General features: G+C 68.7%; 20 protein-coding genes. 9 read left to right on the top strand and 11 right to left on the bottom strand.

Features of this window, described 5'->3' with window-relative positions:
* Positions 1–39 precede the first annotated feature (39 nt).
* Positions 40–1,227, top strand: coding sequence for a serine hydrolase domain-containing protein (locus ACFPJ4_RS09430; protein WP_386740152.1), 1,188 nt, complete (start codon positions 40–42; stop codon positions 1,225–1,227).
* 54 nt (positions 1,228–1,281) lie between these two features.
* On the top strand, positions 1,282–2,046 hold the full coding sequence (locus tag ACFPJ4_RS09435) for an SDR family NAD(P)-dependent oxidoreductase (RefSeq protein WP_386740153.1): 765 nt from the start codon (positions 1,282–1,284) through the stop codon (positions 2,044–2,046).
* On the opposite strand, the gene ACFPJ4_RS09440 is transcribed toward ACFPJ4_RS09435, so the two are convergent.
* Positions 2,043–2,978: an NAD(P)-dependent oxidoreductase gene (locus ACFPJ4_RS09440; protein WP_386740154.1), complete on the bottom strand. Its 936-nt coding sequence runs from the start codon at positions 2,976–2,978 to the stop codon at positions 2,043–2,045. The genes ACFPJ4_RS09435 and ACFPJ4_RS09440 overlap by 4 nt on opposite strands.
* Complete coding sequence (gene pcaC, locus ACFPJ4_RS09445) at positions 2,959–3,363, bottom strand: 4-carboxymuconolactone decarboxylase (RefSeq protein WP_386740155.1); 405 nt, start codon at positions 3,361–3,363, stop codon at positions 2,959–2,961. Before pcaC ends, ACFPJ4_RS09440 begins: the two co-directional genes overlap by 20 nt.
* A 211-nt stretch (positions 3,364–3,574) precedes the next feature.
* On the opposite strand from pcaC, the gene ACFPJ4_RS09450 reads away from it, so the two are divergent.
* The 7 genes from ACFPJ4_RS09450 (at position 3,575) to ACFPJ4_RS09480 (ending at position 9,647) form a co-directional block, all read left to right on the top strand.
* Positions 3,575–4,873, top strand: coding sequence for an ABC transporter substrate-binding protein (locus ACFPJ4_RS09450; RefSeq protein WP_386740156.1), 1,299 nt, complete (start codon positions 3,575–3,577; stop codon positions 4,871–4,873).
* Positions 4,874–4,953: 80 nt separating this feature from the next.
* Entirely contained in the window at positions 4,954–5,838 is an 885-nt protein-coding gene (locus ACFPJ4_RS09455) for a branched-chain amino acid ABC transporter permease (protein ID WP_386740157.1), read from the top strand.
* Positions 5,835–6,845, top strand: coding sequence for a branched-chain amino acid ABC transporter permease (locus ACFPJ4_RS09460; protein WP_386740158.1), 1,011 nt, complete (start codon positions 5,835–5,837; stop codon positions 6,843–6,845). The genes ACFPJ4_RS09455 and ACFPJ4_RS09460 overlap by 4 nt, the downstream gene beginning before the upstream one ends.
* Positions 6,842–7,591: an ABC transporter ATP-binding protein gene (locus ACFPJ4_RS09465; RefSeq protein WP_386740159.1), complete on the top strand. Its 750-nt coding sequence runs from the start codon at positions 6,842–6,844 to the stop codon at positions 7,589–7,591. The genes ACFPJ4_RS09460 and ACFPJ4_RS09465 overlap by 4 nt, the downstream gene beginning before the upstream one ends.
* Entirely contained in the window at positions 7,591–8,301 is a 711-nt protein-coding gene (locus ACFPJ4_RS09470; RefSeq protein ID WP_386740622.1) for an ABC transporter ATP-binding protein, read from the top strand. The genes ACFPJ4_RS09465 and ACFPJ4_RS09470 overlap by 1 nt, the downstream gene beginning before the upstream one ends.
* 3 nt (positions 8,302–8,304) lie before the next feature.
* Entirely contained in the window at positions 8,305–9,066 is a 762-nt protein-coding gene (locus ACFPJ4_RS09475; RefSeq protein ID WP_386740160.1) for an SDR family NAD(P)-dependent oxidoreductase, read from the top strand.
* A gap of 137 nt (positions 9,067–9,203) precedes the next feature.
* Complete coding sequence (locus ACFPJ4_RS09480; RefSeq protein WP_386740161.1) at positions 9,204–9,647, top strand: MarR family winged helix-turn-helix transcriptional regulator; 444 nt, start codon at positions 9,204–9,206, stop codon at positions 9,645–9,647.
* Positions 9,648–9,661: 14 nt separating this feature from the next.
* Here ACFPJ4_RS09480 and ACFPJ4_RS09485 read toward each other — a convergent pair whose 3' ends face one another.
* From ACFPJ4_RS09485 to ACFPJ4_RS09525, 9 genes are all read right to left on the bottom strand, one after another.
* Positions 9,662–11,212, bottom strand: a complete 1,551-nt coding sequence (locus ACFPJ4_RS09485; RefSeq protein WP_386740162.1) for an acyl-CoA synthetase — start codon at positions 11,210–11,212, stop codon at positions 9,662–9,664.
* 24 nt (positions 11,213–11,236) lie between these two features.
* Positions 11,237–11,695 carry a MaoC family dehydratase gene (locus ACFPJ4_RS09490; protein WP_386740163.1) on the bottom strand — a complete coding sequence of 153 codons (459 nt, stop codon included), beginning with the start codon at positions 11,693–11,695 and terminating at the stop codon, positions 11,237–11,239.
* Complete coding sequence (locus tag ACFPJ4_RS09495) at positions 11,692–12,597, bottom strand: amidohydrolase family protein (RefSeq protein WP_386740164.1); 906 nt, start codon at positions 12,595–12,597, stop codon at positions 11,692–11,694. Before ACFPJ4_RS09495 ends, ACFPJ4_RS09490 begins: the two co-directional genes overlap by 4 nt.
* A 2-nt stretch (positions 12,598–12,599) precedes the next feature.
* Positions 12,600–13,532 carry an SDR family NAD(P)-dependent oxidoreductase gene (locus tag ACFPJ4_RS09500; protein WP_386740623.1) on the bottom strand — a complete coding sequence of 311 codons (933 nt, stop codon included), beginning with the start codon at positions 13,530–13,532 and terminating at the stop codon, positions 12,600–12,602.
* 92 nt (positions 13,533–13,624) lie between these two features.
* Entirely contained in the window at positions 13,625–14,431 is an 807-nt protein-coding gene (locus ACFPJ4_RS09505) for an IclR family transcriptional regulator domain-containing protein (RefSeq protein WP_386740165.1), read from the bottom strand.
* Between the two features lie 20 nt (positions 14,432–14,451).
* Entirely contained in the window at positions 14,452–15,624 is a 1,173-nt protein-coding gene (locus tag ACFPJ4_RS09510) for a thiolase family protein (protein WP_386740166.1), read from the bottom strand.
* 13 nt (positions 15,625–15,637) lie between these two features.
* Positions 15,638–16,279: a 3-oxoacid CoA-transferase subunit B gene (locus tag ACFPJ4_RS09515; RefSeq protein WP_386740167.1), complete on the bottom strand. Its 642-nt coding sequence runs from the start codon at positions 16,277–16,279 to the stop codon at positions 15,638–15,640.
* Positions 16,276–16,986, bottom strand: a complete 711-nt coding sequence (locus ACFPJ4_RS09520; RefSeq protein ID WP_386740168.1) for a 3-oxoacid CoA-transferase subunit A — start codon at positions 16,984–16,986, stop codon at positions 16,276–16,278. Before ACFPJ4_RS09520 ends, ACFPJ4_RS09515 begins: the two co-directional genes overlap by 4 nt.
* A gap of 76 nt (positions 16,987–17,062) precedes the next feature.
* Positions 17,063–18,256, bottom strand: a complete 1,194-nt coding sequence (locus ACFPJ4_RS09525) for a 4-hydroxybenzoate 3-monooxygenase (protein WP_386740169.1) — start codon at positions 18,254–18,256, stop codon at positions 17,063–17,065.
* Between the last annotated feature and the right edge of the window lie 4 nt (positions 18,257–18,260).

Below are 18,260 nucleotides of genomic sequence, written 5' to 3' on the forward strand. Positions count from 1 at the left end.
TGAATCGGCAACAGGCTTCGATGATGAAGGGGAGAGCGGATGCTCGACGACGAGTCCTTCACGACCCGCGATCGGCGACTGCCGGTTCACGGAGTCGTCGATGAGCGATTCCGGGGTGTCCTCGATGCATATCTCGAGAACTTCGATCGCGACTCGGAGCTGGGCTCTGCGGTCTCGGTCGTCGTCGAGGGCGAGACGGTGGTCGACATCTGGGGCGGCTGGATCGACGAAGAGCGGTCCCGCGAGTGGGAGCGGGACACTCTCGTCTGCATGATGTCGGTGGCCAAGGGCATCACCGCGATCGCTTTCCAGATGCTCGTCGACCGAGGGCTCATCGACCTCGACGCTCCGGTCGCCGACTATTGGCCCGAGTTCGCCCAGAACGGCAAGGAAGGCGTGCTCGTACGGTGGGTGCTGGACCACCGCGCAGGTCTTCCCGTGCTGACCACGGACAAGCTCTGGCCAGGGGCGATGTTCGATCGCGAGGCGATGGTGGATGCACTCGCCCGACAAGCACCGCTCTGGGAGCCGGGTACCGTCGCGGCCTACCACGTGCACACTCAGGGATACCTGCTGGGAGAGATCATGCGCCGGGTGACCGGCTCGACGGTCGGGCCGTTCGTGCGCGAGGAGATCGCGAGCCCGTTGGCGGCCGACTACTGGATCGGGCTGCCTGAAACGGAACTCGCGCGTTGCGCTGAGTTGCGGCCGAACATGGACACGGGCCTGTTCGCGGCCGCAACGACCGAGCCTCCGGACGCGCTCCGGTCCCTGGCGTTCGCGCAGAATCCGCCATGGCCGATGCGAACGACGCTGAACTCCCGCGAGTGGCGCGAGTCTGAGATCGCCAGCGCAAGCGGACACGGCAACGCGCGATCGGTCGCGCGGATCTACGCCGCCCTGTCCCGAGGAGGCGAACTCGACGGAGTGAGACTGATGAGCTCCGACTCGGTGCGGCGGATGGCCACGGTGCAGCATGAGATGAGGGAACTCCTTCAGGAGCGTGACTATCGGCAGGGGCTCGGTGTACTGCTGAACTCGCCGGACGCGGTCTACATGGGGCCGAATCCCGCTGCCTTCGGTCATCACGGCATCGGCGGTTCCATCGGCTTCGCGGATCCCGATGCGCAGCTTGCGTTCTCGTACTCGATGAATCGGATGCACGCGGTCGGCACGAACGGACCGCGCGCGCGTCGACTGATCGACGCGGTGTACGCCGCTCTCTGACCAGCCCAGCCATGCGATCAGCCGGATCGCCGTATCACGACGAAGGAGTCGCTCATGCCCCCGATATCGACAGAGGCCCCGGCCGCCAAGGTGGCCATCGTCACCGGAGCCGGCCGCGGAATCGGCAGAGCGATCGCCGAAAGACTCGCTCGCGACGGATATCGGGTCGTCGCGGTGGATCTGCTGGCGTCGAACCTGGATGAAACCGTCGCGGCGATCGCGGCGGATGCGGGCTCCGTGGAGGCGCTTGCCCTCGACGTGACAGATCGGGCTGCCGTCCACGCCGCGTTCGAGCAGATCTCCGCGCGGTTGGAGCGGATCGACGTCGTCGTCAACAACGCGATGTGGATCCGTTACCAGCCGCTCGTCGACGTCGAGGAGGCGACGATCGATGCGATGGTCGCGGTCGGGCTGAAGGCCGTCATCTGGACGATGCAGGCCGCGTACCCCACCATGATCGCCCAGGGCGGAGGTGTGATCGTGAATGTCTCGTCTCCTGCGGCAGTCCGCGGGGTTGCCGGCAGCGCGATCTATTCGGCGGTCAAGGGCGCTGTGTCGAGTCTTACTTGGCAAGCGTCGAACGAGTTCGGCCGGCAGGGGATCCGAGTCAACGCGGTCGTCCCGGGGGCCGTACCGACTGAGGGCGCCCGTGCGCTTGTCGACGACGAGGGCTATGAGCTGCGCGCGCGATTGACCCCTCTCGGCCGACTCGGAACCCCCGAGGACATCGCCAACGCGGTTGCGTTCCTCGTCTCAGACCAGGCGAGCTACATCAACGGTCATCTTCTTGCCGTTGAGGGGGGCCTGCTCGCCTCCTAGGAGGGACGCGACGAGCGGCTCCGGACCTCGAGTCCGGCCCGGCGTTCAAGCGGCTTGATGATCTCGGTGTGGTCAGCTGACGCGGGCAGTTCGGCATTGAGTTCGCTCCAGCGCCGGGCGACGGCGTCCCCGATCACGGTCTCGATGCCCAGGTCGGCGGCCAGTGCGGCGGCGATCTTCACGTCCTTCTCGAGAAGGGTCGCCGAGAATCCCGAGTTGAAGTCGCCCGTGAGAACATAGCGCGGAAGTTTGACCTCGCTTGATCCGCTACGTCCGCTTGAGGTGTTGACGACGGAAAGGAGCACGTGCGGGTCGATTCCGAACCGGCTGGCGACGATGGCGGCCTCGTTGGTCGCCAGCAGGTGCGTGGCGGAGAGGAGGTTGTTGAGGGCCTTGGTCGCGTGGCCGGCGCCGACCGCGCCGACGTGCACGATTCTGCTGCCGAGAACCGAGAGCAGCGGCACGATCCGCTCGTACTGTTCCTCGGTGCCGCCGACCATGATCGTGAGATTGCCGGCAATTGCGCCCGGCACCCCGCCCGACACCGGAGCGTCGATGAGCTCGACACCGTCCTTGCTCAATCGCTCCGAGAGCTGTTGAGTGCGGCGGGGCTCCGATGAACTCATGTCGATGACGAATCGGCAACGCCGCGATGCTCGATCTCCTGCCGTGAGGTAGCCGGCGATCGAGTCCACGATGTCGCTGTTGGGCAGCATGAGGATGATGGTCTCGACCGTCTTCGCGAGATCGGTCGCGGAGGCGACCACGGTCACGCCGGACGCGGCAGCAGACTCGCGGACGCTGGCGTTGGTGTCAACGCCGTACACCTGTCGACCGGATGCGAGCAGGCGCGCCGCCATCGGCGCGCCCATGTGCCCGAGCCCGATGATTCCGACGGCGTCGTTGGGCACGTTATTCAACGCCCAACTCATCCAGGGTCGCTTGCGCGTAGCGGGTCGCTTCGAGGGCGGCCGGAACGCCGCAGTAGATGGCGGTCTGCAGGAGGACTTCCTGGATCTCGCTCTTGGTGACGCCGTTACGGATCGCCCCGCGCACGTGGAGCTGGAGCTCCTCATGCTTGCCGAGCGCAGTCAGCATGGCGAGATTGATGAGGCTGCGCGTCTTCAGTTCGAGACCCGGGCGGGTCCACACCGCCCCCCAGCAGTACTCGGTCACCAGCTCCTGAAGCGGTCGGGTGAAGTCCGTGGCATTGCTGCGCGAGCGGTCGACGTGCGCGTCACCGAGCACTCGACGCCTCATGGCGTCGCCCTGGTCCAGGGTGGACGGGTCGGAATTGGTGTGCGACGACTGTGACATGACGATCGGTTCCTCGGATGCTAGGCGACTTTGGCTAGACCAGCCGAGCCTAAAGTATCAGATTGTCAGGTAGCTGCAATCAGCTATTGTGCCAACGCACACCCTCCCCTTACGCTGCCAGAAGCAGCCAGCACTGACGCTGGCGGCAGCGGCCGGTGTCTTCATGGGAGATGCCTACAGCGACCCTGCTTCTGTGAAAGGAATCCCAAAGATGTCGATGCCTTCCCCCCTCGACGCGCGACCGAACGGCCGGCGATCCGCCGCCCGGATCGCGACCGCGATCACCTTCACCAGTGCATTCGCACTTCTTCTGAGCGCTTGCTCCGGTGGGATCGCGAATCAGACCACGCCGTCCAGCGCCGGCACGGGCAACGCCACGTGCGGGACGACGATCACGATCGGCGCCCCGAATCCACTGTCCGGTCCCCTGACTGACTTCGGAACGAACGCCATCCAAGGCACTCAGATTGCCGCTGCCGAGATCAACGCTGCGGGCGGCATCAAGGCCCTGGGCGGCGCCAAGATCAAGATCGAGACCGGTGACACCGGGTCGTCCGATCCGAGTCAGGCCACCAGCGCCACGACGAAGCTCATCGAGGATGGCTCCGTCGCGCTCGTCGGCGCCTGGCTGAGCGGACTGACGACGACGGTCTCGACTGTGGCCGAGCAGGCCTCCGTGCCGATTCTGAGCCAGTCGTGGGCCGACACCCTCTCGCAGCGTTCCTACCAGTTCTACTTCCAGCCCCCGCCGAAGTCCTCGCAGATCGGTGGGGCGGCGACGTCATACGTCGTGGCGGCGGCCAAGTCGGTCGGTGTGACCTTCACGAAGGTCGCGGGTGTGGGACCGAATGATGTCGCGAACACCGCGCAGATCACCGCAGCGGTCAACGCCTTCAAGGCGGCGGGCGCTTCAGCCGACGCCCCGACCTTCTTCCAGGCGGGGATCACTGACGCCACGCCCATCATCACGCGGCTGGCAGCGCAGAACGCCGACCTTCTCCTGGTGAGCGGAACACCGGCGGACGTGTCGCTCATCGTCAAGGGCCTCCGCGCGCGCAACATCACCACGCCGATCCTCGGCTTCGGTGGAGCCTTCGTGGTACCGAGCTTCGCCAAGGTCATGGGTGACCAGGTCAACGGCCTGATCGCGGTGGGCGCCTGGAACTGGGACCTCCCCCTGCCCGGCGTGAAGGCGGCCGCTGCCGCCTACAAGAAGAAGTACGGCGAGTTCATGCCCATGGAGGCGGGCGAATCCTGGGTGGACGTGCACCTCATCGCGGATGCGATGGAGAAGGCCAAGTCCTGCAAGCCCACCGAAATCGCGGCCGCACTGCACTCGATCGATGTGACCTCGGGACCGGGGTCGGCGATGCCGGGTGGTGAGGTGTCCTTCAATGCGGACGGAACCAACCCGCACGCGGTCCCGGTTCTGACGCAGTGGAAGAACAACCAGCCGGCAACCGTCTGGCCGCAGAAGTACGCGACGACGAAGATCGACTTCGGCAAGTAGAAGCGGATCTGTCCATCGGTGCTCGCCGCCGCGCCCCTCGCGGCGGCGAGCACCTCGCTCAACGAAGAGACCCGAGAGTCATGACAACCCTGGTCCAAGTCCTCGTCTCCGGCGTCCTCGTCGGGGGCCTCTACGGCATCATCAGCAGCGGGCTCTCGCTGAGCTTCGGCATCTCGAAGATCGCCAACTTCGCGCACGCCGACTTCGTGACGATCGGCATGTACTCCGTGGTGGTGCTCGTGGGCGCCTTCGGTTCCTTGGGCCTGCTGTTCCTCCCCCTCGTGGTGCTCGCCGTGGGTGGGCTGGGGGTGCTGATGTACCTGCTGCTGCTGCGGCGCTCCCACGTGACGGCGATGAACGAGGATGAGGCTCATCTGCCTCAGATCGTCGTCACCGCGGGAGTGGGGATCTTCATCCAGTCACTGCTGCTGTCGTTGTTCTCCTCGAACGACCGCAGTATCAGCACGATCCTCGACGGCAGCTGGAACCTTGCGGGCGTGAGCGTGTCGAAGGCTCAGGCCGTCGCCTTCGTCGTCTCGCTCGCTGCCTTCGCCGTCATCGCGATTGTCGTCAACCGAACGGAGTTCGGCCGTGCTCTCCGCTCGATCGTCGACGACGGCGAGGCCGCCGCAGCGGTCGGGGTGAATCGCGCGAAGATGGTCGCGATCAGCATCGGCATCGGGATCGGTCTGGCCGGCCTCGCGGGCGGCCTTCTCGCCACGTACCAGACCGTCAACCCGACCAGCGGATTCAACTACCTCGCCATGGCGTTCGTCGTGATCATCCTGGGCGGGCTCGGAAGCATCCGCGGGGCATTCATCGCCGGGATCGTCGTCGGTGTCGTGCAACAGGCCACGGGAACCTACGTCGCCCTGGATCTGCAGAACGTAGCGATCTGGGTGCTGTTCCTCGTGGTGCTCCTGGTGCGGCCCAACGGCCTCTTCGGCAAGCGGGTCGCGCTGTGAATCGGCTCGTCGGAGTCGGACGCACGGTGCTCCCCGGCCTCGGCGTCGGGGTGGTCGCGGCGTCGCTGCCGTACTGGCTCATCACGCAGCAATACGTCCTGTCGGTCGTCATGGTCGCGATGATCTACGCGATCGCTGCGCAAGGGTGGAACATCATCGGCGGCTACGGCGGGCTGCTGTCGTTCGGCCACTCCGTCTTCTTCGGCATCGGGGCGTACACAACCGCGTTGTTGACGGTGCGTCTGGGAATCACCCCCTGGATCGGCATGTTCATCGGGGCGGCAGTGGCTGCTGTCGTCGGCGCGATCCTCACCTTTCCGGCTCTTCGCCTGCGCGGCGTCTATTTCACGCTGGCGACCTTCGTGCTCTCGTTGCTCGTGACCGATCTGGCGGTGCACTTCCGAGAGTTCACCGGCGGCGATCAGGGGCTGTCCCTCCCCTTCACCCGCAACAACCCGCTGATGTTCCAGTTCGACTCCTCGCTGACGCTCTACTTCGTGCTGGTCGCGTTCCTTGCCGGGGCGACCCTCGTCGTGGCCTTCGTCGCCCGCAGCCGACTAGGCCTGTTCCTCAGGGCGACGCGGGACGACCCGGATGCCGCACTGGCCTCGGGCGTCAACGTCACCAGGACGCGGCTGTTCGGCCTTATGATCAGTGCCGCCATCACCAGCATCGCCGGGAGCCTGATGCTGGAGTACCTGCGCTTCATCGACCCTGCGACCGGTCTGGGGGCGAACACTGCGTTCATCATCGGCCTCGTCGCCCTGGTCGGCGGCCGGGGGACCGTGCTCGGCCCGGTCATCGGCGCAGCCGTGCTGATCCCCGCCCAGCAGATCCTCTCGTCGACCTTCGCCGCGGCGCCCGCGGGCCTGTCTGGCATGGCATACGCTGCCATCGTCGTCGCGATCATGATCGTCGACTGGCGCGGTCTTCACCACCTGATCTCCCGGCTCATCGGATCTGTCCGGCGGAGCCTCCGCCACCGACCGACGGGGGACCTGTCATGAGCGCCGTGTCCAGCCCGCTGTTGCAGGTGCGTGGAGCCACCGTCGCGTTCGGCGGTGTGCTCGCGGTCAACGACGTGTCGCTCGACGTGATGCGCGGCGAGATCCTGGGGATCGTCGGTCCCAACGGAGCAGGCAAGAGCACTCTCTTCGGCGCGATCGCGGGCGGCGTTCCGCTGAAGAGCGGGACCATCGAGTTGAACGGCGAGGACGTCAGCGGTCGCAGGGCCTCGTACATGTCGCATCGGGGGGTCGCCCGCACCTTTCAGAAGGTCCGGCTGTTCGCCTCGATGACGGCGGAAGAGAACGTGCTGGTCGCCGCCCGGGCGCACGAGCGCTCGTCGGCCGGTGCCAACGAACGTGCCGCAGAGGCCCTCGACCGGATCGGCTTCCTCGCCAACCGGCGTGTTCCGGTGTCGGGTTTGTCGCTGGCGGACCGCAAGCGCATCGAGATCGCCAGGGGACTGGCAGCCAAGCCGACGCTCCTGCTCCTCGACGAGATGATGAACGGGCTGACGGTCGAGGAGACTGATGCGCTCATCGAGGCGATCAGGTCACTCCCCTCCGAGGGGCTGACCATCATGCTGGTCGAGCACGTGCTGCAGGTGGTTCGCAGCCTCTGCGATCGGCTTGCGGTCCTGCACCACGGGCAGTTGCTGGTCGAGGGCGACCCGGCGCATGTTCTGTCACGGCCGGATGTCGCCGAGGCGTGGTTGGGTCGCGCGACAGGGCAGGAGGGGCACGAGTGATGCTGTCGATCCAGGAGCTGAGCGCCCGGTACGGCGACAGCGTCGTCGTGCACGACGTGAGCTTCGAAATCGAGGAGGGCGATCTGTTCGGAATCCTCGGCTCGAACGGGGCGGGCAAGACGACGATCCTCCGCGCCATCGCCGGCCTGCATCCGCCCGCCGTGACCGGCCGGATCCTCTTCGGGGGTCAGGACATCCTCGGCCTCCCGGCTCACAAGCGCGCGGGAATGGGCATCGGCTTGGTGCCGGAGGGTCGGAGGATGTTCGCGAGCCTGAGCGTTCGCGACAACCTTCTCATGGGGGCCTACGGTCGGGGCAAGGAGTGGCAGAGCCGCAACCTGGCCCGGGTGCTTGAGGTCTTCCCCGAGCTGGCGGAGCGCACGGCCCAGCTCGCGGGGAGCCTGAGCGGGGGACAGCAGCAGATGGTCGCTTTCGGGCGGGCCTTGATGTGCGAACCACGCCTGTTGCTGCTCGACGAGCCATCGCTCGGACTGGCGCCCGTGGTCGTGCAGCGCATCTTCGACCTCATCGCCGAACTGCACCGTGCGGGCGACCTGACCGTCGTGCTCGTGGAGCAGAACGCCGCGGAGGCCTTCCCCCTGCTCACGCGAGGCACCCTGATCGAGCGCGGCAGGGCCGTCTTCACGGGGACGCGTCACGAACTCGAGACGTCGCCGCTCGTGGGTCGCGCCTACTTCGGGACCGTCTGAGTGATGAACGGGCACCAGCTCGCCGGCCGCGTCGCCGTCGTCACGGGGGGCGGCCGCGGTATCGGCGCTGCGATCTGCGCGCACCTCGCCGCCGCGGGTGCGTCGGTGGCGGTCGTGGATCGAGATGGTCAACTGGCGCAGGCGCGCGCGGCCGAACTCGCGGCCGATGGATATCGCGCGGTCGCCGTCGAGCTCGATGTCTCTGCGGTCGGCGATCACGATGCAGCTCTCGACGAGGTCGAGTGCGAACTCGGCCCTGTGCGGATCCTGGTCAACAACGCCGGCGTGGGAGTGCACGCGGCCTTTCTCGAGGTAACCCCTGAGGACTGGGATCGAGTTCACGCGCTCAATGCACGAGGCACCTTCTTCTTCGCCCAGAATGCCGCACGGCGGATGGTGGCGCACGGCGCGGGCGGGTCCATCATCAATGTGACTTCGGTCGTGGCGGAACGGGTGTGGATGCCCAACACCGCCTACGCGGCCAGCAAGGCGGCGGTGCGGACCGTCACCGAGTACGGTGCAGCGGAGCTGGGCCGGTTCGGCATCCGCGTCAACAACCTGTGCCCCGGTCCCACCGACACTCCGCTGTCTGCTCCCCGCTACCTCGACCCCGAGTTCCGGAAGAGCATGCTCGAGGTTCTGCCTCTCGGCCGCATCGGGAGTCCCGATGACCTGGGCAGGGCTGCCGTGTTTCTCGCGGGCGACGACTCGTCATTCACGACCGGGAGCACCTTGTTCGTCGAGGGCGGTCGTCGGGTCGGCTGACGCGGGCTCCTCGGCCCGCTCGATCTCCGGCCCGTCGAGTTCATCGATGAGGTGCAGCTGACCCGCGATCGGATCCCGGCCGAACAGGCCTCCCCGATAATGGACTGAGCGGGGCCGGCGGACGAGGAGGGCTTTCCTTGGCGGAGACGACGACAGGTGTCACCCTGCTGTACTTGATCAAACAGGTGGAGCTGGCCGTGCGGTCGAGCCTCGAGGAGGTCACAGCGGCCCGAGGGCTGACCTCGCTGCAGTACACGGCTCTCACCGTGTTGGAACGCCACCCGGGCCTCACCTCCGCGGCACTCGCCCGGAATTCCTTCGTGCGTGCCCAGACGATGGCTCAGATGATCACGGTGCTCGAGGGGCGCGGTCTCATCGAACGCACCCAGGATCCGGTCAGCCGCCGGCAGTACCTGCTGTCGTTGAGTGCGCACGGCGAAGAGCTGCTCGACTCCTTGCGCGTCGAAGTCGCCGCCGTCGAGACCCGCATGGTCTCGGGCCTCGCCGAGCACGAGATCGCGGCGCTGCGCCATGCGCTCCGCTCCTGCCGTCGGGCGCTGGGCGGCGGGGAGCCGCACTAGCGGATTCCGCGCAGCTAGGCCTCGGATTCGGAGTCGTAGCGCTCTCGAAGAACGGCCTTCCGAACCTTCCCGCTCGCCGTGCGCGGCAGTTCGTCCACGATCTCGATGGTCTTCGGGACTTTGTAACGGGCCAACCGGGACGAGAGATGCGCGACCATCTCGCCCGGATCGAGACTCTGGCCCGGAGCAAGGGTGATGACGGCGTGGGGTACTTCCCCCCAGCGCTCGTGCGGCACGCCGATGACCGCGACCCCGGTCACCCCCGGGATGGCGGCGATCGCCTGCTCGACCTCTGCGGAGTAGACGTTCTCACCGCCCGAGATGATCATGTCCTTGCTGCGATCCACGATGTAGAGGAAGCCGTCGTCGTCGACGTAGCCGACGTCGCCGGTGCGCAACCACCGATCGTCGGTGAAGGCCTCTGCGGTGGCGGGAGCGTTCTCCCAGTATTCGAGGAACACATTGGCGCCCGCGGTTTCGATCTCGCCGCGTTCGTGCGGCCCGAGGACCCGGCCGTCGGCCCCGCGGATGCGGAACTCGGTGAAGAAGTGGGCGAGCCCGGCCGATGCGCCACGCTGCTGGGAGTACTTCGGGGGCAGCATCGTGACGCCCGGCGACGCCTCGGTCATGCCGTATCCCCCCGAGAAGGACAGCCCGCGCGCCTCGTACGCGGCGCGCACGCGGTCGGGGACGGGCGAACCTCCGCAGGTGAGCAGGCGCAGCGACGAGATATCCGTCGACGTCCATGCCGGATCGTCCATGATCAGCTGAAAGGTCGTCGGAACCCCGCTGACCGTCGTCGCGCGCAGGCGCTCGATCGACCGCAGCGCGTCACCGGAGACGAACCGCTCCTCCAGAAGGAGCGTCGCGCCTTTCAGGATCACGGGGAGGCAGCCCATCCCGAGGGCGGCGACATGGAAGAGAGGGGAGATCATCAGCGAGCGATCCGCGCTCGTGAGGTCGTAGTCCACCAGCACGTTGATCGCGTTCCAGGTCAGGTTGCCGTGGGTGAGCACGGCGCCCTTCGGCCGTCCGGTCGTGCCGGAGGTGTAGATGATGAGCGCGCGATCCTCAAGGGTCACGGTCGCGGGTCGGGGAGCGGCCGGTGCATCCCGGATGAGCTGCTCGTAGTCCTCGGTGTCGTCGGCGATGCTGACCGGGTCCTCGGGGTCCGGGTCATCGATCACGATGCGCCGGATGCCGGAGCCCGCCGCGGCCGACGCCGTCGGCTCGAGCTCCGATCCGCTCACGAGCAGCATCGCTTCCGAGTCCTGGAGCATGTACTCGAGTTCGGGGATCGACAGGCGCGTGTTGAGCGGCACGAAGACGGCACCGAGCAGGGTGGAGGCGAAGAGCGTCTCGACGAAGGAGGGGTGGTTGTTGCCCAGGTAGGCGACCCGGTCTCCGAAACCGACCCCGCGAGCCTGCAGGGCCGCCGCGAGCCGATCGACCCGCGCCGCCAGCTCCGCGTAGCTCGTCGCATGGTCGCGGAACAGGATCGCAGGGTGGTCGGCGGACTTGACCGCGCGCCTGCGCGGCCAGGTGCCGAGGCTGTCGGAGGTCACCGTTGACTCCCTTCCCGGCTGCGGTCAGACGTAGAAGCGGGCCAGGAAGTCGACGACCACCGCCGGTCGCTCCTGGCCCTCGATCCCGATGATGCCCGAGGTGGTCAGCTGAACGCCACCGGTGACCTCCTCGACCTTGGCGAGCGTCGCCGTGAGGCGCACGCGCGAGCCGACGGTGACCGGTGAGGTGAACCGCACCCGGTCGAGCCCGTAGTTCACCTTCGTCGTGACGCCCTCGACGTCGAAGATGCTTCCCCAGAGCGGGATGAGCAGCGACAGGGTGAGGAAGCCGTGCGCGATGGGCGCACCGAACGGCCCGTCCTTGGCGCGAACCGGGTCGACGTGGATCCACTGGTGGTCGTCGGTCGCGTCGGCGAAGGTGTTGATGCGCTCCTGCGTGATGGTCAGCCAGTCGGACGGCCCGATCTCGGTGCCGACCAGGGCGGGCAGCTCGGCGATCGTGGCGATCTTCTTCTCGGTCATGCGGTCTTCTCCTTGTCGGCGGTGGATGCCAGGCCGAGCACGCGCACCGCGTTGTCTTTGAGGATCTTGGTGCGAACGGGCTCGGAGAGGTCGAGCTCTGCGAAGTCGCGGAGCCAGCGGTCGGGGGTGAGCAGGGGGAAGTCGGAGCCGAAGAGCACCTTGTCCTGCAGGTACGAGCCAGCGGCGCGCACGAGCTGGCTCGGCAGATAGCGCGGGCGCCAGCCCGAGAGGTCGATCGACACGTTCGGCTTGTGGGTCGCGATCGAGATCGCCGCGTCCTGCCAGGGCACCGAGGGGTGCGCGAAGATCAGGGAGAGCTCGGGAAACTCGGCGGCCACGTCATCCAGCAGCATCGGGTCGGAGTACCGCAGCCGGAGCCCGGCCCCACCGGGCAGGCCGGCCCCGATCCCGGTCTGCCCGGTGTGCACGATCGCGGGCACGCCGAGCTCGCTGATCGCCGCCCAGAGCGGCCGGAACTCGGGGGCGCTCGGGTCGAAGCCCTGCACCGTTGGGTGGAACTTGAAGCCCCGCGCGCCGTGATCGAGCACGAGGCGCTGCGCCAGCTCGACGGCCTCGGCGCCCCGCCGGGGGTCGACCGAGCCGAACGGGATGAGCACGTCGGCGTGGTCGGCCGCCTGCTCGATGATCGACTCGCTCGAGATCGGGGGGTGGTCGAGCTGGGTGCGCGCGTCGACCGTGAAGACCACGGCGGCCATCCGTCGCTCGCGGTAGTGCGCGGCGATGCTGCCGAGGTCGGGTCGCACCTCGTCGGCCTTGAAGTAGCGGCTCAACGCCTCGGTGAGCGGCGCCGGCAGTGAGGGATGCCCGTCCGCACCGACCTCGATGTGCACGTGCACGTCGATCGCGTCGAGGCGATCCACGTCGATCGCGAGGCGGTACATGCTCAGGCCTGAACGGGTGTGCGCACGTGCTCGGCGGGCAGCGGCGGGAAGTCCTCGCCGACGCTCTGGAGCTCGGCGCGCACCGCGGGAGCGAAGTCGTCGGCGATCGCCTCGGCCGACCACCCTCCCGTGTGCAGCGCGGTGAGCACCGGCTCCGGATGCGACCAGAGCTGCAGGCGGTCGCCCCCGGCCCCGATGACCTGGCCGTTGATGCCGGCGGCCTCGTCCGAGGCGAGGAAGACGATGAGCCCGCTTACGTCGGCGGCGGTGCCGAAGCCGAGATCCTTGCGGTAGAAGTCGGGCATCGCTGCGCCGAGGTCGTCGGCCTCGATGGCCGCGGCGAAGTACGGCACCGTGCGGGTCATCGCGGTCGCGGCGACCGGGATGACGGCGTTGACGAGCACCCCGCTGCGCGCCATCTCGAGCGCCCAGGTGCGCACCATGCCGACGATGCCGGCCTTCGCCGCCGCGTAGTTGGTCTGGCCGAAGGTGCCGCGCTGGCCGGTGGGCGAGCCGATGGCGATGATCCGCCCCGCGACGCCGCGCTCCTTGAACGAGGCGTACGCCGCCCGCGCGCAGGTGAAGGTGCCGCGCAGGTGCACGGCGATCACCTGATCGAAGTCGTCGTCGGTCATCTTGAGCAGCGACTTGTCGCGCAGAATGCCGGCGTTGGTCACCAGGATGTCGAGGCCGCCGAACTCCGCGACCGCGGTGTCGACGAGCTGCTGGGCGGTCTCGGACGAGCCCACCGGAGCGACGACGGCCGTCGCGCGGCCTCCTGCGGCCCGGATCGCGTCGACGGTGGCGGAGGCCGCCTCGGTCGAGACGTCATTGACGACGACGGCCGCTCCCGCCGCGGCGAGGGCGAGGGCGTAGGCGGCGCCGAGTCCGCTCCCGCTTCCGGTGACGATCGCGGTCTTGCCCTGCAACGACACGGCCATGTGCACTCCTTTGCGCTGTCCTACGCTCCGACGATCGTCTCAGATTATCAGGTTTCCTGTCAATTGAGCGGAGGGGATGCGGGGTCTCACGGGCGAGGCGCGGCACCTCCGTGCAACGAGGGACGCGCATGGGCGAGCGCCGTGCCGAGCTCGGCGGCGGCTCGCAGCAGCGCGGGGCGGTAGACGTCGTGCATCTGCTCCAGCGTCGCGCCGGTCGTCGAGGTCGCGACGTTGATCGCCGCGACCACCGTGCCGTCGTCGCCGCGAACGGGAGCCGCGATCGAGCGCAGCCCGTCCTCCAGCTCCTGATCGACGAGTGCCCAGCCCTGGCGGTGCACCTCGCCGAGGATCTCGCGCAGCCGATCGGGGTTCGTCTCGGTGCGCGCGGTCGGGGCGGCCTGCCCGAGCCGCGCCAGGACGCCGCTCAACTCGGCGGGCGGCAGCTCGGCGAGCAGCACCCGGCCCATCGAGGTCGCGAACGCCGGGAAGCGGGTGCCGATCGTGATCGTCACGTTCATGATCCGGCGCGTGGGAACCCGCGCGACGTAGACGATGTCGTCGCCGTCGAGCACCGAGGCCGAGGTCGACTCGCCGAGCTCGTGCGACAGGGCCTCGAGGATCGGCCGGGCCAGCTCGGCCAGCGGGAGCCCCGAGAGGTAGCTGAATCCGAGTTCGAGCACCCGCGGCGTCAGCGAGAACTGGCGGCCATCGGTGCGGGCGTAGCCGAGGTCGACGAGGGTCAAGAGGAAGCGCCGGGTGGTCGCGCGGGCCAGCCCGGTGGCGCGGGCCAGCTCGGCCAGGGTCATCTCGGGCCGGCTCGCGTCGAAGGCGCGGATCACCGCGAGCCCGCGCGCGAGCGACTCGACGAAGTGCGGTGCCGCGTCGTCGGTCATGGCGTCGCCCCGTGGGCCGGTCACGCCTCGAGCACGACGGCGAGCCCCTGCCCGACGCCGATGCAGATGGCCGCGACGCCGATCCCGCCGCCGCGCCGGGCGAGGGCGTGCGCGAGGTGACCGATGATCCGGCCGCCGGATGCGCCGAGCGGGTGCCCGATCGCGATGGCTCCGCCGTCGACGTTGACCTTGTCGGGGTCGAGCTCGGGCCAGAGCTTGAGGCAGGCGAGCGACTGCGCCGCGAAGGCCTCGTTCAGTTCGACGAGGTCGACATCGGCCCAGGTCTTGCCCGCGCGGGCGAGCGCGCGGTTCGCCGCCTCGACGGGGGCGATGCCGAACACGTCCGGATCGTTGCCGGCCACGCCGCGCCCGATGATGCGCGCCAGCGGCGGCCCGTCGACGGGCGCGTTCTCGCCGGCGATGATCAGCAGCGAGGCGCCGTCGTTGAGCGGCGAGGAGTTGCCCGCCGTGACCGTTCCGTCGGGGCGGAAGGCCGGCTTGAGCGGCGCGAGCGACTCCGGCGTCGAATCGGGGCGGATCCCCTCGTCGCGCGCGAGCTCGGTTCCGGGCACGACGACGATCTCGTCGTCGTAGCGGCCGGCATCCCAGGCGGCGGCCGCGGTGCGGTGGCTGCGCACGGCGAAGGCGTCCTGTTCCTCCCGCGAGATGCCGTAGCGGTCGGCGAGGATCTCGGCGGTCTCGCCGAGCGGCACGGTCCACTGCGCCGACATTCGCGGGTTGACCATCCGCCAGCCGAGGGTCGTGGAGTGCATCGTCTCGGAGCCGGCCGGGTAGGGCGCCGACGGCTTGAGCACGACCCAGGGAGCGCGGCTCATCGACTCGACGCCGCCCGCCAGCATGAGCTCGGCATCGCCGGCCTCGATCGCGCGGCTGGCCTGGATGACGCTCTCGACGCTCGAGCCGCACAGCCGGTTGACCGTGGCTCCGGGCACCGAGGTCGGCAGGCCGGCCAGCAGGGCCGCCATGCGCGCGACGTTCCGGTTGTCCTCCCCGGCCTGGTTGGCATCCCCGAGGATGACGTCGTCGATGCGCGCCGGGTCGAGCTCCGGATGCCGCTCGAGCATCGATCGCACGACATGCGCTCCAAGGTCGTCGGGTCGTACGCCCGCCAGCCCCTTGCCGAAGCGGCCGAAGGGGGTGCGGATCGCGTCGTAGACGTAGCTCGCGGTCATGATGGCCTTCCGATCAGGATGTCGCGTGCAGGGGCACGCGCAGCAACTCGTCGAGCTGCTCGAGGGTGGTGTCGCCGAGCAACTCGCGCACGGTCAGCCCCTGCGGGCCGATGTCGAACACGGCCCGGTCGGTGTAGATGCGGGTGACGCAGCCGACCCCGGTCAGCGGGTAGCTGCACCGTTCGACGATCTTGGGATCGCCGTCACGGGTCAGCAGATCGGTCATCACCCAGACCTGCTTGGCGCCGATGGCCAGGTCCATGGCGCCGCCGACCGCGGGGATCGCGCCGGGCGCCCCCGTGCTCCAGTTGGCCAGGTCGCCCGTGACCGAGACCTGGAACGCGCCGAGCACGCAGATGTCGAGGTGCCCGCCGCGCATCATCGCGAACGAGTCGGCGTGGTGGAAGTAGGCGGCTCCCGGCAGCTCGGTGACGGGCACCTTGCCCGCGTTGATGAGGTCGGGGTCGACCTCATCGGGGGCGGGGGAGGGGCCCATGCCGAGCATGCCGTTCTCGGTGTGCAGCACGATCTCCTGATCGGCCGGCAGGTAGTCGGCGACGAGGGTCGGGGCGCCGATGCCGAGGTTGACGATCGAGCCCTCGGTGATGTCGGCCGCGATCCGGGCCGCGAGGGCGTCGCGGTCGATGCCGGTCATGAGGCGGCCCCCGCGATGAGCTCGCCGTCGTGCAGCCAGGGGCGCTCGCCGACCTCGACCACCCGGTCGACGTAGATGCCGGGCGTCACGACGGCCTCGGGGTCGAGCCCGCCGAGCGGGACGACCGAGTCGACCTGGGCGATCGTGGTGGTCGCGGCGGCCGCCATGACGGGGCCGAAGTTGCGCGAGGTCTTGCGGTAGACCAGGTTGCCCCAGCGGTCGGCGTGCAGCGCGCTGATGAGGGCGAAGTCGCCGCGGATCGGGTACTCGAGCACGTAGTCGCGCCCGTCGATGCGACGCGCCTCCTTGCCCTCGGCCAGCTCGGTGCCGAAGCCCGTCGGGGTGAAGAAGGCACCGATGCCGGCGCCGGCCGCCCGCAACCGCTCGGCCAGGTTGCCCTGCGGCACGAGCTCGAGCTCGATCTCGCCGGCCCGGTACAGGGCGTCGAACACCTGCGAGTCGCTCTGCCGCGGGAACGAGCAGATGATGCGTCGCACGCGCTTCGCCGCGAGCAGGGCCGCGAGGCCGGTCTCGCCGTTGCCGGCGTTGTTGTTGACGATCGTGAGCTCGGAGGCGCCGTGCACGATGAGGGCGTCGATCAGCTCGACCGGCTGGCCGGCCCGGCCGAAACCGCCGCAGAGGATCGTCGCGCCGTCGGGGATGTCGGCCACCGCCTCCGCGGCGCTCGCCGAGATCTTCGAGATCATGACGCCCTCCTCGGCGGATGCGACGGCATCCGCTATGTGTTCGCTGTGCGAACCAATGTTCGTAAGGTGAATGCTATCAAGCTTGCGGCCAACCGGCCAGGGGCCAGCCGGTGTAGGCCTCGGCCAGGTAGGTGCTACCGGCCCGCGAGCGCACGACCGACTCGAGCTCGCCGAGGCGCCGCCGCCGGTCGAACTCGGTCGCGTCGGGCGCGGCGTGCAGCATCGAGGTCATCCACCACGAGAAGTGCTGGGCCCGCCAGATCCGGTCGCTCGCGGTCGAGGCGTAGGAGTCGATCAGCGTGCGCGAACCGGATGCCGCGTGCTCCCGCAGCGCGGCGTGAAGCAGCACGACATCCGCGACCGCCAGGTTCATGCCCTTGGCGCCGGTCGGCGGAACCGTATGGGCGGCGTCGCCCATGAGGAACACGTTGCCGCGGTGCAGCTCGTGGGCGACGAAGCTGCGGAAGCGCAGCACGTCGCGCTGGAAGATCGGGCCCTCGATCAGCTCGGTGCCGCGTACCCGGCGCTGCAGCTGGTCCCAGATCTCGGCGTCGCTCATCGAGGCGGGGTCGAGCTCGGGATCGCACTGCAGGTACATGCGCTGCACCGTCGCGCTGCGCTGGCTGATGAGCGCGAAGCCCTCGTCGGAGGCGCTGTAGATGAGCTCGGGGGCGCTCGGCGGGGCCTCGCAGAGAATGCCGAACCACGCGAAGGGGTACTCGCGGAAGTAGCCGCCGGTCATCGATCCGGTGACCGCCGTGCGCGTGACGCTGCGCGAGCCGTCGGCGCCCACGACGAAATCGGCGACGATCTCGAACGGCTCGCCCGCGGCATCCGTTCCCACGACCCGAGGGCTGTCGCTCTCGGCATCGAGCACCTCGGTCGCGGTCCAGCCGAATCGGAGGTCCCCCCGGTCGCCGAGGCGGCGGGCGACGAGGTCTTTGAGCACCTCGTGCTGCGGGTAGAGCCACACGGCGCGGCCGACCAGCTCGGCGAAGTCGATGCGGTGCCCCTCCCCCTCGAAGCGCAGTTCGATGCCGTCGTGCCGGTGGCCGTCGACGAGCACGCGGTCGGATGCCCCCGACTCGGTCAACAGCTCGACGGTGCCCTGCTCGAGGATTCCCGCCCGGATCGTCGACTCGATCTCGTCGCGACTGCGCGAGTCGATGACGATCGAGTCGATGCCGTCCCGGTGGAGCAGGTGCGAGAGCAGCAGTCCGGCGGGGCCGGCCCCGACGATCGCGACGCGGGTGCGCAGGGGTGCTGTCATGGGT

The sequence above is a fragment of the Lysinimonas soli genome, from assembly GCF_042655435.1.
Lineage (GTDB): Bacteria > Actinomycetota > Actinomycetes > Actinomycetales > Microbacteriaceae > Lysinimonas > Lysinimonas soli.